This is a genomic window from Roseateles noduli, from assembly GCF_050626985.1.
In the GTDB taxonomy this organism is placed as follows: domain Bacteria; phylum Pseudomonadota; class Gammaproteobacteria; order Burkholderiales; family Burkholderiaceae_C; genus Roseateles; species Roseateles noduli_A.
Genome location: NZ_CP192463.1, coordinates 3,150,726 through 3,165,163 on the forward strand (window position 1 = coordinate 3,150,726; position 14,438 = coordinate 3,165,163).

The window sequence follows — 14,438 nt, forward strand, 5'->3', positions numbered from 1 at the left end:
TTGCGACCCGCCTTTGCTGTTGCCAGAAAAGGGGTACGGGAAGGACCTGAAGTCACAAGCGCAGGACTGTAGCACCACGCTGGAACCCGTGCTGTTGCGGGATCGCCCACTTCCAGTGCGCCCCGTCCATGACATGGATCAAGCGAACGGATCCTCACGATCTACAAACGTTTGCGAGCAAGCAACTCAACGCAGTAGACTGCTGGTTGGCGTACCGCCCCGACATTGAATGGCGGACTGCCCGGGACACAGGAGATCCCACATGCAAGTTCGAGTCGTCGACTACCGCGCCGCGGATGCGGCCGAGCAATTCACCCGCTCCCTGCACGAGACAGGCTTCGGCGTCCTGGTGAATCACCCACTGCCCCAGGAACTGGTCGAGAAGATCTACGCCGACTGGCTCGGCTATTTCAACGGGACCGAGAAGCACGCGCTGGCGTTCTCCAAGGAGACCCAGGACGGTTACTTCTCCACCGAGATTTCGGAGACCGCCAAGGGCCACGCGCAGAAGGACATCAAGGAGTACTTCCACATCTACCCGTGGGGAAGGATCCCGGCGTCGCTGAAGGAGGACGCGATGCGCTACTACGGCATCGCCAATGACCTGGCGGCGGAATTGCTGTCGTGGGTGGAGAAGCACACCCCTGCCGACATCGCGAAGAACTATCGCGAGCCGCTGTCCAACATGATCAAGGACAGCCGGCACACCCTGCTGCGCGTGCTGCGCTACCCGCCGCTGACCGGCAACGAGCCGGCGGGCTCGCTGCGCGCCGCGGCGCACGGCGACATCAACCTGCTGACCATCCTGCCGGCCGCCAACGAGCCCGGCCTGCAGGTGCAGGGCAAGGATGGCGAGTGGGTCGACGTGCCCGGCGACTTCGGCATGCTGATCATCAACATCGGCGACATGCTGCAGGAAGCGTCGCAGGGCTACTACCCGTCGACGCAGCACCGCGTGGTGAACCCGACCGGCGAAGGCGCCAAGAAGAGCCGCGTCTCGCTGCCGCTGTTCCTGCATCCGCGCGAGGACGTGGTCCTGTCGGACCGCTACACCGCGCACGAGTACCTGGAAGAGCGCCTGCGGGAACTGGGCGTCAAGACCTGACCCTCGGAAAGTCACCCGCACGAGGCCCCTTTCCCTCCCGGGAACGGGGCCTTCTCATTTCGGGGACCGCGGTCCACCGAGAAGCCCGAGGCGCCGGTGCCCCTCGGAGCGAATGCCGAGCATGCGCAGGCGATTGAGCGGAGGGGGGCACCGGCGCCTCGGGCTTCCGCTCGCTCACCCGCAGTTCTTTAGAGGCTCTTCAGAGGCTCTTCAGCGGCACCACATCCTTGCCCTTGAGCGTGAACACCGTGACGGCGGACGACTTCAGGTCGTGCTTGTCGTCGTAGGCGTACTCGCCGGCCACGCCGACGTAGGTCGACTTCGCCAGATGTTCGCCGACCTTCTTCGGATCGGTGGACTGCGCCGCTTCCATGGCGCCGGCCAGCAGGTAGGCGCCGTCGTAGAAGGACGCGGCGTAGGTCAACGGATCGCGCTTGAACTCGGCCTTGTACTTCTCCAGGAACTGCTTGCCCTTGGCGCTGCGGTCGATCAGCGCCCCGCCCTGCGTGCAGTAGGTGTTCAGGTCGTTCGCGATCTGCGACAGCGTGGCGGTCTCCGACGAGCAGATGCCGTCGCCGCCCAACAGCGGCACCGTGATGCCGAGGCCTCGCATCTGACGCAGCATCGGGCCGCCCTGCGCCGAGTAGCCGCCGTAGAACACGGCGTCGGGCTTGGCGGCCTTCACGGCGGTCAGGATGCTGCTGAAGTCCGTCGCCTTGTCGTTGGTGAACTCCTTGGACACGACCTTGATGCCGAGCTTGGTCGCCTGGGCGGTGAACTCCTGCGCGACGCCCTGGCCGTAGGCCGTGCGGTCGTCGATGACGGCGACCGTCTTCACCTTCAGGTCCTGCGCCGCGTAGACGGCCATCTTCGCGCCGAGCTGGTTGTCGGTGGCGCCGATGCGGAACAGGTTGGACTGGTTGGGCTGCTGCGTGATGCGGGGGTTGGACGCCACCGTCAGCACGATCACGCCGCCGTCGGAGAACACGCGCGAGGCCGGCATCGTCACGCCCGAGTTGTACGGGCCGAGCACGAACCTGATCTTCTTGTCGACCAGCGCCTGCGCCACCTGCACGCCCTGACGCGGATCGGCCACGTCGTCGTTGACGTCGAGTTCGAACACGACCGGCTTGCCGGCGACTTTCACGCCCTTGGCGTTCAGCTCCTTGATGGCGAGCGCGGCGCCGTCGCGGTTGTCGATGCCGTAGCCGGCCTGCGGCCCGGTGACCGGGCTCATGAAGCCGATGCGCACGCGCTCCTGCGCCTGGCTGCCCAGCGCCGCGAAGCCGGCGACGAGCACCAGCAGTTTCAGAGAGAACTTCTTCATATGTCTTCCTCGGTAAGGTCTTCCCCGGCAAGGGGGACGTCGAGTCTACGTAATGCGGCCGTGAAGGACGCGGATCAACCCCGTCTACAGTGGTGCATGTCCTCCCCATCAGGCAGCGTCATCTGGATCCATCCGGAAGCGCCACCCAAACCGGCCCTCGGCCAGGCGTGCAACGGCTGCGGCGTGTGCTGCCTGGCCGAGCCCTGCCCGCTCGGGATGCTCGTGAGCCTGAAGCGCGAAGGCGCCTGCCGCGCGCTGCTGTGGTCCGGGGAAGACCGGCAGTACCGATGCGGCATGCTGGTGCATCCGACGCGCTATGTCGGGTTGCGAACACTCCGGCCGGACGGTCTCGTCAATCGCCTGATCCGCCGCTATGCGCGACGCATGATCGCGGCCGGCATCGGCTGCGACGCGGACATCGAGCCGACGACGGCCCCGTCGTCCCCGGCATCCTCGCCCTCATCTCCGGAGAAGCGCTAAGCAACGCCTGCCCCCGTCGGGCATAGCATGGGCCGAGCATCGCCTGACCAGGCTTCATCGGAGTCCGCCCATGTCCCGTGTCCCGACATCCCGCTTCCCGAGAGCGTCCCGAACCGTCCGCGCCCCCATGACGCTGACCCTGGCGATCGCGTTCGGCGCCATGGCCGCCGTGCCCGGCGCGCAGGCCGTGCCGCTGCGCTGGGCCGCGCAGAACGACGTGCTGACGCTGGATCCGCATTCTCAGGACCACACCACCACCAGCGCCATCCTGCAGCACGCCTACGAAGGCCTGACCCGCTACAACGAGCGGTGGGAGATCGAGCCCTGCCTGGCCACGAAGTGGACGCAGATCAGTCCGACGCAGGTCCGCTTCGAGCTGCGCAAGGGCGTGAAGTTCCACGACGGCTCGCCCTTCACCGCGGACGACGTGATCTTCAGCTTCGACCGCATCCGCCAGCCGCAGGGCACGATGCAGATCTACGTCACCGGCATCAAGGAGATCAGGAAGGTCGACGACTTCACCGTCGACCTGATCCTCGACTCGCCGCAACCCATCCTGCTGCGCAACCTGGTCGACTTCCGGATCATGAGCAAGGTCTGGGCCGAGAAGAACAAGGCGACGCAGATGGCCGACTACAAGGCCAAGGACGAGAACTACGCCAGCCGCCACACCGACGGCACCGGCCCGTACGAGATCGTCTCGTGGCAGCCCGACCAGAAGGTCTCGATGACGATCAACAAGACCTGGTGGGACAAGAACAAGGGCAACATCACCGAGGTCAGCTACATCCCGATCAAGTCGGATCCCACGCGTGTCGCGGCGCTCACCTCGGGCGACGTGGACCTGCTGACCGAGGTGCCGACCCAGGACGTCGCCGCGGTGAAGGCCGATGCGAAGCTCAAGTCGATCGAAGGGCCCGAGACCCGCACCATCTTCTTCGCGATGGACCTCGGCAGCGACGAGTTGCGCGGCGCCTCGGTCAAGGGCAAGAACCCGTTCAAGGACGTCCGCGTGCGGGAGGCGCTCTCCATCGCCATCGACCGCGAGGCGATCAAGCGCAGCATCATGCGCGGCCTGTCGGTACCGGCATCGCTGATGGTCCCGCCCGGCGTCAACGGCTACGACGCCGCGCTGGACAAGCCCGCCAAGCCCGACCTCGCCCGCGCGAAGAAGCTGCTCGCCGACGCCGGTTATCCGAACGGCTTCGAGCTGCCGCTGAACTGCCCCAACAACCGCTACGTCAACGACGAGAAGATCTGCCTGGCCGTCGTGTCGATGTGGAGCAAGATCGGCGTCACGGCGCGGCTGACCGCGCAGCCGATGTCGCAGCACAGCCAGCTGTTCCAGCGCTTCGAGGCGCCGCTCTACATGCTGGGCTGGGGCGTGTCCACGCGCGATGCGCTCTACTCGCTGCAGGCGCTCGCGCGCACGCGCAGCGGCGGCGCGGATGGCAGCTTCAACTTCTCCAAGGTCAGCGACTTGGCCCTGGACAAGCTGATCGACGCCGCCAAGAGCGAGATCGACACCGCCAAGCGCGACGCGATCCTGCGCGATGCGCTGGTGCGCACGCGCGATCAGTACCTGTTCATCCCGTTGCACCACCAGGTGCGCCCGTGGGCGATGCGCGCCAACCTGCAGACCCTGCACCGCTCCAACGACCGGCCGGAAGCGCGGTTCACGACGATCAAGTGACGGTTTGATGCGCGGATCCCGGATGTCCTTGCTCGGCGGCTGAATTTTCCGGTCCGCCCTTGGGGCAATCCCCAGGGTGGACCGGCCACCCGCCGAGGGTCCCGGCAGCTAGCATCCAGGCGACTTCACGTTTGCTTAACGACGTTGCCAAGGGAGCTACCGCTCATGTCGAGGAATCACTCCGGATCGATCCGATCCGCCCGCACTGCCCTTTGCGTCGCCGCCATCGCGGCGATGGTCGGGATCGCCCAGGCGGCGCCGCTGCGCTGGGCCGCTCAGAACGACGTGCTGACGCTGGATCCGCACTCGCAGAACCACAGCACGACGAACGCGATCACGCAGCACGCCTATGAGGGTCTGACGCGTTACGACCGCCAGTACCAGGTCGAACCCTCGCTCGCCACGAAGTGGACGCAGATCAGCCCCACGCAGGTCCGCTTCGAGCTGCGCAAGGGTGTGAAGTTCCACGACGGCTCGCCGTTCACCGCGGACGACGTGGTGTTCTCGTTCCAGCGCATCAAGCAGCCGGTGGGAACGATGCACCCGTTCGTGGCAGGGGTCGCCGAGATCAGGAAGGTCGACAGCCACACCATCGACGTGATCCTGGCCGCGCCCAATCCGATCCTGCTGCGCCAGTTCGTCGACTTCCGCATCATGAGCAAGACCTGGGCGGAGAAGAACAAGGCGCTCAACCTGCCGGACTTCAAGGCCAAGGAAGAGACCTACGCGACGCGCAATGCCAACGGCACCGGGCCGTACCGGATCACCGGCTGGCAACCCGACCAGCGCATCACGATGGTCCAGAACAAGGACTGGTGGGACGCGAAGAACGCGACCAACGTCGACGAGGTGATCTACACGCCGATCAAGTCCGATCCGACGCGGGTCGCGGCGCTGCTGTCGGGCGACGTGGACCTGCTGTCCGACATCCCGACGCAGGACGTCGGCCGGCTGAAGGCCGATCCGAAGTTGAACGTCGCCGAGGGCAGCGAGACCCGCACGATCTTCATCGGCATGGACCAGGGCAGCGAACAGCTCAAGGGCAGCAGCGTGACGGGCAAGAACCCGTTCAAGGACAAGCGCGTGCGCGAGGCGATGTCGCTGGCCATCGACCGCGAGGCCATCAAGCGCGCGACGATGCGCGGCCTGTCGGTACCGGCCGGCATCATGGTCGCGCCGGGCGTGAACGGCAATGCGCCCGACATCGACGTGCCGACCAAGGTCGACGCCGAACGCGCGAAGAAGCTGCTCGCGGAGGCCGGTTATCCGAACGGCTTCGACGTGCCGATGAACTGCCCCAACAACCGCTACGTCAACGACGAGGAGATCTGCCTCGCCGTGGTGTCGATGTGGAGCAAGGTCGGCATCAAGGCGCGGCTGCAGACCGAGTCGTTCAGCACCTTCAGCCCGAAGCTGCAGGCCTTCGAGTACCCGCTGTTCCTGTACGGCTGGGGCGTGCCGACCTATGACGCGCTGTACACGATGCAGTCGCTGGCGCGCACGCGCAGCGGCGGCGCGGACGGCAGCGGCAACTACTTCCGCCTGAGCGACGCGAAGCTCGACCAGATCATCGACGCCGCGAAGATCGAAGGCGACGTGGCCAAGCGCAACGCGCTGCTGAAGGAAGGCCTGGTGCGCATCCGCGACGAGGTGTTCTTCATCCCGCTGCACCACCAGGTGCGCCCGTGGGCGATGAAGAAGAGCGTCACGACGCCGCACCGCTCCGACGACCGTCCGGAAGCGCGGTTCACGACGATCAAGTGACGGACGCTTGAACGCGGGGCGGGCCGTCCACAACGGCCGCCCCGGCGCCGATCACGCCTGGAAGGCGGCACCGTGCGATGCGCGATGCCGCCTTCGTCGTTCAGGACGAACGGGCTGGCGAGCGCCCCGGCACGGCGGTCTGCGGCACGAGCGCCTGGCGGACCAGCTCGGCCTGCTGCCAACGATGGATCACCGGCGAAGCCGTGGCGCCCGCCGCGGTCACGGCGCGGGAGACCTCGCACAGCCACGCGCCGTCGGGCAGGAGCGCCTCGAGCTCGTCGCGGACGAAGTGCCACGCGCCCTGGTTGCGCGTTTCCTCCTGCGTCCAGACGAGTTCCTCGAGGAGCGGGTACCGCCGCAGCACGGCCGACAGCGACTCGCTCGGGAACGGGTAGAGCTGTTCGACCCGCACCAGCGCGGTCGCGCCCGCCATCGGATCGGCGAGCGACCCGGCCATCGCCTGGCGCGCGCTCAGCAGGTCGTAGTGGACCTTGCCGCTGCTCAGCACGACCCGGCGTACACGACCCGCCTGTGCCTCGTCGAGGGTGTCGTCGTCGAGCACCGGCTCGAAGCGACCGGCCGCGAGCACGCCGACCGGCGTGTGGCTGCGCGGCTCCGCCAGCAGCACCGCCTTGGGCGTCATCACGATCAGCGGCTTGCGCACCGGATCCAGCGCCTGGCGCTGCAGCAGCGCCGCGTACTGGCCCGATGTCGACGGCATCGCGACGCGCAGGTTGTCCGCGCCGCACAGCTGCAGGATGCGCGCGAGGAAACCGTTCGAGTGCTCCGGCCCCACGCCCTCGTAGCCATGCGGCAGCAGCACGGTCAGTGAGGAGGTGTCGCCCCACTTCTCTTCGCCGGAACTGAGGTACTGGTCGAGGTAGACCTGCGCGCCGTTGACGAAGTCGCCGAACTGAGCTTCCCACACCGTCAGCACATCGCGCGCATGCACGCTGTGCCCGTACTCGAAGCCCAGGACCGCCTCCTCCGCCAGCAGCGAGTTGACGACCTCCAGTCGCGCGCCCGCCGATGCGAAGCGGGACAACGGCGTCCACGTCGAGGGATCGCTCGGGCGCTTGTCCTCGTGCACGTCATCGCGCTTGTCCTCGCGCACTTCAGCGTGCATGACATCGCGCGCGTGATCGCGCATCCTGCCCGCGCCCGCCATGGGCAGGCCGCCACCGGCATCGACCTCCCGCCGCTGGTGATGCCACACCGCATGCCGATGCAGGAAGGTGCCGCGCTGCACGTCCAGGCCGGAGATCCGCACGCCCGTCCCCGCGCGCAGGACCTGCGCCCAGGCGAGCGTCTCCGCCGTGCACCAGTCGGCGGGACGGCGGGCGTCATCGGCCATGCCGCGCCAGCGGCTGGCCTGATCGCGCAGCAGCGGGTGCGGCTCGAAACCTTCGGGCACCTGCGCCAGCGCTTCCAGCACATCGTGCAGATCGCCGATGGGGGCGTGCCCCTCCGGCCGCAACGGCGCGTCATCGGCGATCGGCGCGGCACCTTCCAACGGTCGCGACGGATCGAAGGCATCGACCTGCGCGGCGACGGCCCCGGCGTCGTCTTCCCGAAGACGGCCCTCCGCAGTCAGGCGCTTCGCATACAGCGCGGTCACGCCCGGCTTCGCTGGCATGCGCCGGTACAGCGCGGGACTGGTGAGCTGCGGCACGTCGTGCTCCGAATGACCGAGGCGGCGGTACCCGACCAGGTCGATGACCACGTCGGTACCGAAGCGCGCGCGGTAGTCGACCGCCAGCCGCGCGGCGCGCAGCACCGCCTCGGGATCGTCGGCATGGACGCGCAGCACCGGCGCGTCGACGCCTCGCGTCGCATCGGTGCAGTAGCGGGCCGCGCCCGCATCCATCGGGTTCGGCTCGGTGAAGCCGAGTTGATTGTTGATGACGACATGGATCACGCCGCCCACCTCGTAGCCCGGCTTCAGGCCGAGCGCCAGCGTCTCCATCACCACGCCCTGCCCGGCAAAGGCCGCGTCGCCATGCATCATCACGGCCATGCACCGGTCCGGCCGGTCACCCGCCGCCGAGCGCGCCGCGCGCGTCATGCCGACGACGACCGGATAGACGCTCTGCAGGTGCGACGGGTTGCTCGCCAGTCGCAGGCGCACGGCGCCATGCGCGGTCTGCACGCGCGACGTGCCGCCGAGGTGATAGACGAGGTCGCGCTGTCGTTCGGGATGCGCCGGCGCGGGCTCGAAGTAGTCGATCAACGCGTCGATGGGATGGCCCAGCAGGTTGGCCAGCACGTTCACACGGCCGCGATGCGGCATGCCCATCAGCACCTGGTCGACGCCCAGTGCCGCGCCGGCCTCCAGCACGGCGTCGAGCAAGGGCAGCAGCGCCTCGTTGCCCTCGAGCGAGAAGCGTTTGCCATGCGGAAAGCGATTCGCCAGATGACGCTCCCAGCCCTCCACGCGAGCGAGCCGGCGCAGCAGCGCGCGCGCCGCGTCGGCGGACAACGGCGCATCGTCCGACTCGAAACGCGCGCTCCACCACGAGCGGCGCGACTCGTCGCGCACCGCGCTCAGGTCGAGTGTCAAGGCGCCGCAGTACAGCGCGCTCAAGCGCTGGCGGAGCGCCCGCGCGTCGGCGACGCCGAGCACCGAACCGCCCTCCTCCGCGACAGCGTCGCCGTCCGCGAGGCCGAATCGCGACAGGTCGAACGCACCGGCATCCGCGTCGGCCGCGGCGCCGATGCTGGTGCTGGTGCTGGTGCTGGTGCCGGTGCTGGTGCCGATCGATGCGTCACTGCCGCCTGGACCGGGCTCGGCACCGGCGTCCGGTGCGGCCGGCGGTCCGGCCAGCGGATCGAGCCGCGCATGGCGATGGCCCTGCCGGCGGAATGCATCGATCAGCGCGGCGATGCCGGGCCGCAGACGCGGTGAAGAAGACGGTGAGGCGGCCGGCGAAGCGCTCGCGTCCGACGGATCGGTGTCGCGATCGAAACGGCAGCGGAGCGCCCAGGCGTGGCGCCCGAACGAGGTGTTCACGGACATGTCGACTCCCTTGACGTTGACTGACGCGGCTCGGATGAGCCCTGCTCGTCACGCCTCCGGGCGACCCCGGCGCTCTGCGGCACCTGTGCCGATCCTTCGCGGCCCTCGCGGGCCGTCGATCAGTCGGCGGTCGGATCCTCCCGGGCTGCGCGACCTCCGGCTCTGCGGCCGGTCCCGTCTCCAGTCCCCTCCAACCTGACGCGACGGCGCGCGGCCGCCGCTCACGGATTCAAGACGCGATCACGGCGCGTTCATGCGTCGCGCGCGCACGGCGGCCTCATAGCGCGAAGGCGCGCACGGCGTCGTTGAGCTGATGCGCCTGCTCCTGCAGCGCGCGCGCGGCGGCGGTGCTCTGCTCGACCATCGACGCGTTCTTCTGCGTCGAGTCGTCCATCTGCACGACCGCCGCATTGACCTGCTCGATGCCGGCGCTCTGCTCGCGGCTGGACGCGCTGATCTCGGTCACGATGTGGCTCACGTGCCGGATGCTGCCCACGACCTGCTGCATCGTCTGGCCGGCCTGTTCGACCATGCGGCCGCCGGCCTCGACCTGCGACACCGAGTCGTCGATGAGCCGCTTGATCTCCTTGGCCGCCGTCGCGCTGCGCTGCGCCAGGCTGCGCACCTCCGACGCCACGACCGCGAAGCCGCGGCCCTGCTCGCCCGCGCGCGCCGCCTCGACCGCCGCGTTGAGCGCCAGGATGTTGGTCTGGAACGCGATGCCGTCGATCACGCCGATGATCTCGACGATGCGGCGCGACGCCGCGGAGATCGAACTCATCGTCTGCACGACCTGGCCCACCACCTCGCCGCCCTGCGTCGCGATGCCGGACGCGGACGAGGCCGAGCGGTCGGCCTCGCCGGCGTTGTCGGCGCTCATCCGCACGGACGCGGTCAGCTGCTCCATCGCCGACGCCGTTTCCTCCAGCGCCGCGGCCTGCTGCTCGGTGCGCGCCGCCAGATCCTGATTGCCCTGCGCGACCTCCTGGGCCGCGTTCGCGATCGTGTCCGCGCCCGTGCGGACCTCGGTGACGATGCGATGCAGGTTCTCGACCATGTTCTGCAGCGCCGCCATCAGCCGCGCCACCTCGTCCTTGCCGCTGGCGCGGATCCGGTAGGTCAGGTCGCCGGCGGCGACGCGCTCAGCCAGCTCGATGGCGCCCTCGATCGGCTGCGTGATCGAACGCGTGATGAAGAACGCGGTCGCCACGCCCATCAGCAGCGCCAGGGCCGACGCGACGATCATGTCGAGCTTGGCGCCCTGGGAGCGCTCGTTGGCCTCGGCCACGTCCGCCGCCATGCGGGCGGCCTGGAAGTCGACCATCTTGTCGATCAGCGCGTAGTAGCGCGCCTGCGGCCCCACCATCTGATCCTGATAGACCGCCATCGCGCCGTCGCGGTCGCCCGCGGCCAGCAGGTCGAAGATCTTGCGCACCACCGCGCCGTAGTCCTTGCGCGCCGCCGACTGCTCGGCGAAGAGCTGCCTGCTCTGGTCGTCCGCCAGCAGCTTCTCGAGCTTGGCGAGGTTCTCCGAGTTGGTCTGGCGGATGCCGGCGTACTCGTCCATGTACTTCTTCGCCGCATCCGGCGTGCCGGCCAGCAGCAGCCGCCCGATGGTGATCGCGCCGCGGTCGCCCACGCTCTTGACCTGCGTGGTCAGCGCGATCAGCGCGTAGCGGTCCTCGACCACCCGCCCCATCGTCGCGTTGACCCCGTCGATCACGCGGATCCCCACCCCGAGGATGACCAGCAGCAACACGAAGACGACCGCGAATGCTGCGGCAAGACGTGACCCGATCCGAACGTCGGCCAATTTCATTTGATTGCTCTCCCTGACGACTGAATGTCCGGAGATAACACCACTGCTTACATTTCAGGTCTATCGACTCAGCAATGCGAAATTAGCATTCACGTTGTGAAATCGTTGGACCGTGAGGTTTTCAACGGATCGAGGCCCCCATCGGTCTCACGTGCGTTCGATTGACAACCCGCCATGGCCACCAATCGCGCAATGTGGGCGATGAGCGCCCTTACCCACCCCCGATTGAGGGGGCATTCCCTGCAGGCCGTGGATGGAAGCAACGGGACCAGGGTCGACGGGGGCCACCGGACACTGGGACGCCCGGTGGGAGACGCGGCAGAAATGGAAACGCCCCGCAAGGCGGGGCGTGAGCTGCGGGAAGCGTGTCGCGCGCTGTCAGGCCAGCGCCAGACGTCGACGCGCCGCCTGGTACTCGCGATCGAAGCGTGCCACCAGCTCGCCGGCCGGCAGCACCTCGCGGATCGCGCCGATGCCCTGGCCGCTGCCCCAGACATCCTTCCAGGCCTTCGCGCCCGTGCCGCCGAAGTTCATCTTCGTCGGGTCGCTCTCGGGCAGGTTCTCCGGATCGAGCCCGGCCTTCACGATCGAGCCCTTCAGGTAGTTGCCGTGCACGCCGGTAAACAGGTTGCTGTAGACGATGTCGTCGCTGTTGCTCTCGACGATCATCTGCTTGTAGTCGTCCGAGGCGCGCGCTTCGTCGGTCGCGATGAAGGCCGAGCCGATGTACGCGAGGTCCGCGCCCATCGCCTGCGCCGCGAGGATCGCGTCGCCGCTGGCCATCGAGCCCGACAGCGCCAGCGGGCCGTCGAACCACTCGCGGATCTCCTGGATCAGCGCGAACGGGCTCTTCACCCCGGCATGGCCGCCGGCGCCGGCCGCCACGGCGATCAGGCCGTCGGCGCCCTTCTCGATCGCCTTCTTCGCGAACTTGTTGTTGATGATGTCGTGCAGCACGATGCCGCCCCAGCCGTGCACCGCGGCGTTGACGTCCTCGCGCGCGCCCAGCGACGTGATCACGATGGGCACCTTGTACTTGGCGCACAGGGCCATGTCGTGCTCGAGCCGGTCGTTGCTCTTGTGCACGATCTGGTTGATCGCGAACGGCGCGGCCGGCGACTCCGGATGCGCGCGGTCATGCGCGGCCAGCGTCTCGGTGATCTCGGCGAGCCAGTCGTCGAGCAGCTCGGCCGGGCGGGCGTTGAGCGACGGCATCGAGCCGACGATGCCGGCCTTGCATTGCGCGATCACCAGCTTGGGGTTGCTGATGATGAACAGCGGCGAGCCGATCACCGGCAGACGCAGCTTGCTGAACAGCGGGGGAAGTGCCACCTCGGAATCTCCTCGGGTCAAGTCGACGGATCGATGCCGTCCATGGTGACCCCCGCGCTCGCCATCACGCGTCGCGCAGGGGACGTTGCAGTCAACACATCAGGCGTCAGAACGCGTCGACGGGCAGCGCCATCACGCTGTCCGCGCCGTTCACGATCGCGTCGCGCTGCGCGGCGCAGCGGGGCAGGATGTGCTCGGCGTAGAAGCGCGCGGTGGCGATCTTGGCGTCCATGAAGGCGACGTCCTGGCCGGTCGCCTTCAGCTCCTGCGCGGCGAGCAGCGAGCGCGCCAGCTGCCAGCCCGCCATCAGGTTGCCGCCCACCATCAGGTAAGGCACCGAGCCGGCGAAGGCCGCATTCGGTTTGGCCTTGCCGTTGGCCGCGATGAAGTCGACGACCTCGACGAAGGCCGCGCGGGCCGCCGCCAGTTGCGTGCGCACCGCCTGCGCGTCCGCGCTGCCGTTCGCGGCCAGTGCGCCTTCGGTCTCCTCGACCTGCGCCGCCACGCTGCGCGCGAACGCGCCGCCGTCGCGCACCGTCTTGCGGCCGACCAGGTCGTTGGCCTGGATCGCCGTCGTGCCCTCATAGATCGGCAGGATGCGCGCGTCGCGGTAGTACTGCGCCGCGCCGGTCTCCTCGATGAAGCCCATGCCGCCGTGCACCTGCACGCCCAGCGAGGTGACCTCCAGGCTCATCTCCGTGCTGTAGCCCTTCACCAGCGGCACCATGAACTCGTAGAAGGCCTGCGCCTGCTTGCGGGTCTCGGCATCCTCGTGGTGATGCGCCATGTCGTAGGCCGCGGCGGCGTCGATCGCCATCGCGCGGCAGCCTTCGACCAGCGCGCGCTGCGTCATCAGCATGCGACGCACGTCGGGGTGGTGGATGATCGCGGCCGGACCGGATGCGGAACCGTCGACCGGGCGCGACTGCACGCGGTCCTTCGCGTATTCGACCGCCTTCTGGTACGCGCGATCGGCCACCGCGATGCCTTGCACGCCGACGCCGAAGCGGGCCGCGTTCATCATGATGAACATGTACTCGAGGCCGCGGTTCTCTTCACCGATCAAGGTGCCGATCGCGCCGCCGTGATCGCCGAACTGAAGGACGGCCGTCGGGCTCGCCTTGATGCCGAGCTTGTGTTCGATCGACACGCAGTGCGCGTCGTTGCGCGCGCCCAGCGAGCCGTCGGCGTTCACCAGGAACTTCGGCACCAGGAACAGGCTGATGCCCTTCACGCCTTCCGGCGCGCCCGGCACGCGCGCGAGCACCAGGTGGACGATGTTGTCCGCCATGTCGTGCTCGCCCCAGGTGATGAAGATCTTCGTGCCGAAGACCTTGTAGGTGCCGTCGCCCTGCGGCTCGGCGCGGGTGCGCACCATCGCCAGGTCCGAGCCGGCCTGCGGCTCGGTCAGGTTCATCGTGCCGGTCCACTCGCCGGAGATCAGCTTCGGGATGAAGGTCTGCTTCTGCTCCTCCGAGCCCGCCACCAGCAGCGCCTCGATCGCGCCGTCGGTCAGCAGCGGGCACAGCGCGAAGCTGACGTTGGCGGCCTGCACGATCTCGCCGCAGGCCGCGCCGATCGTCTTGGGCAAGGCCTGACCCCCATAGGCCTCCGGATGCTGCAGCCCCTGCCAGCCGCCCTCGACGTACTGCTTGAACGCCGCCTTGAAGCCCGGCGTCGCGAAGACCTCGCCGTTCTTCCAGTACGACGGGTTCTTGTCGCCTTCGACGTTCAGCGGCGCGATCACGTCCTCGTTCAGCCTGGCCGATTCCTCGAGCACCGCCTGCGCGGTGTCCAGGCCGTGGTCGGCGAACGCGGGGATCTGCTCGGCGAGCGTCTGCAGGCCGGCCAGGGCCTGCATGTCGAACAGCATGTCCTTGATCGGGGCGCGGTAGGTCATGG

At 68.3% G+C, this 14,438-nt stretch carries 9 protein-coding genes; 4 read left to right on the forward strand and 5 right to left on the reverse strand.

What is annotated here, in order from left to right; translation table 11 throughout:
• The first annotated feature begins 262 nt into the window (after positions 1-262).
• Positions 263-1,105, forward strand: a complete 843-nt coding sequence (locus ACQ4L4_RS13765) for a 2OG-Fe(II) oxygenase family protein (RefSeq protein ID WP_431104736.1) — start codon at positions 263-265, stop codon at positions 1,103-1,105.
• A gap of 199 nt (positions 1,106-1,304) precedes the next feature.
• Here the strand turns inward: ACQ4L4_RS13765 and ACQ4L4_RS13770 are convergent, their stop codons facing one another.
• Positions 1,305-2,432 carry a branched-chain amino acid ABC transporter substrate-binding protein gene (locus tag ACQ4L4_RS13770; protein ID WP_431104737.1) on the reverse strand — a complete coding sequence of 376 codons (1,128 nt, stop codon included), beginning with the start codon at positions 2,430-2,432 and terminating at the stop codon, positions 1,305-1,307.
• Between the two features lie 96 nt (positions 2,433-2,528).
• On the opposite strand from ACQ4L4_RS13770, the gene ACQ4L4_RS13775 reads away from it, so the two are divergent.
• The 3 genes from ACQ4L4_RS13775 to ACQ4L4_RS13785 all read left to right on the forward strand — a co-directional run bounded on the left by ACQ4L4_RS13775 (position 2,529) and on the right by ACQ4L4_RS13785 (position 6,369).
• Positions 2,529-2,912: a hypothetical protein gene (locus ACQ4L4_RS13775; protein ID WP_431104738.1), complete on the forward strand. Its 384-nt coding sequence runs from the start codon at positions 2,529-2,531 to the stop codon at positions 2,910-2,912.
• A gap of 127 nt (positions 2,913-3,039) precedes the next feature.
• Positions 3,040-4,605 carry an ABC transporter substrate-binding protein gene (locus ACQ4L4_RS13780; RefSeq protein WP_431104739.1) on the forward strand — a complete coding sequence of 522 codons (1,566 nt, stop codon included), beginning with the start codon at positions 3,040-3,042 and terminating at the stop codon, positions 4,603-4,605.
• A 165-nt stretch (positions 4,606-4,770) separates the two neighbouring features.
• The gene (locus ACQ4L4_RS13785) at positions 4,771-6,369 is read left to right on the forward strand and encodes an ABC transporter substrate-binding protein (RefSeq protein ID WP_431104740.1); all 1,599 of its coding nucleotides are present in this window, start codon (positions 4,771-4,773) and stop codon (positions 6,367-6,369) included.
• 100 nt (positions 6,370-6,469) lie between these two features.
• On the opposite strand, the gene ACQ4L4_RS13790 is transcribed toward ACQ4L4_RS13785, so the two are convergent.
• From ACQ4L4_RS13790 to ACQ4L4_RS13805, 4 genes are all read right to left on the reverse strand, one after another.
• On the reverse strand, positions 6,470-9,385 hold the full coding sequence (locus tag ACQ4L4_RS13790; RefSeq protein WP_431104741.1) for a thiamine pyrophosphate-dependent enzyme: 2,916 nt from the start codon (positions 9,383-9,385) through the stop codon (positions 6,470-6,472).
• 277 nt (positions 9,386-9,662) lie between these two features.
• Complete coding sequence (locus ACQ4L4_RS13795; protein WP_431104742.1) at positions 9,663-11,204, reverse strand: methyl-accepting chemotaxis protein; 1,542 nt, start codon at positions 11,202-11,204, stop codon at positions 9,663-9,665.
• Between the two features lie 378 nt (positions 11,205-11,582).
• Positions 11,583-12,536: an NAD(P)H-dependent flavin oxidoreductase gene (locus ACQ4L4_RS13800; RefSeq protein WP_431104743.1), complete on the reverse strand. Its 954-nt coding sequence runs from the start codon at positions 12,534-12,536 to the stop codon at positions 11,583-11,585.
• A 106-nt stretch (positions 12,537-12,642) separates the two neighbouring features.
• Positions 12,643-14,436, reverse strand: a complete 1,794-nt coding sequence (locus ACQ4L4_RS13805; RefSeq protein ID WP_431104744.1) for an acyl-CoA dehydrogenase — start codon at positions 14,434-14,436, stop codon at positions 12,643-12,645.
• Positions 14,437-14,438 lie beyond the last annotated feature (2 nt).

What these genes read in the sequence shown, in the direction of transcription:
- ACQ4L4_RS13765 (WP_431104736.1), top strand. Translation starts at nt 263, where the DNA reads ATGCAAGTTCGAGTCGTCGACTACCGCGCCGCGGATGCGGCCGAGCAA.
- ACQ4L4_RS13770 (WP_431104737.1), bottom strand. Translation starts at nt 2,432, where the DNA reads ATGAAGAAGTTCTCTCTGAAACTGCTGGTGCTCGTCGCCGGCTTCGCG.
- ACQ4L4_RS13775 (WP_431104738.1), top strand. Translation starts at nt 2,529, where the DNA reads ATGTCCTCCCCATCAGGCAGCGTCATCTGGATCCATCCGGAAGCGCCA.
- ACQ4L4_RS13780 (WP_431104739.1), top strand. Translation starts at nt 3,040, where the DNA reads ATGACGCTGACCCTGGCGATCGCGTTCGGCGCCATGGCCGCCGTGCCC.
- ACQ4L4_RS13785 (WP_431104740.1), top strand. Translation starts at nt 4,771, where the DNA reads ATGTCGAGGAATCACTCCGGATCGATCCGATCCGCCCGCACTGCCCTT.
- ACQ4L4_RS13790 (WP_431104741.1), bottom strand. Translation starts at nt 9,385, where the DNA reads ATGTCCGTGAACACCTCGTTCGGGCGCCACGCCTGGGCGCTCCGCTGC.
- ACQ4L4_RS13795 (WP_431104742.1), bottom strand. Translation starts at nt 11,204, where the DNA reads ATGAAATTGGCCGACGTTCGGATCGGGTCACGTCTTGCCGCAGCATTC.
- ACQ4L4_RS13805 (WP_431104744.1), bottom strand. Translation starts at nt 14,436, where the DNA reads ATGACCTACCGCGCCCCGATCAAGGACATGCTGTTCGACATGCAGGCC.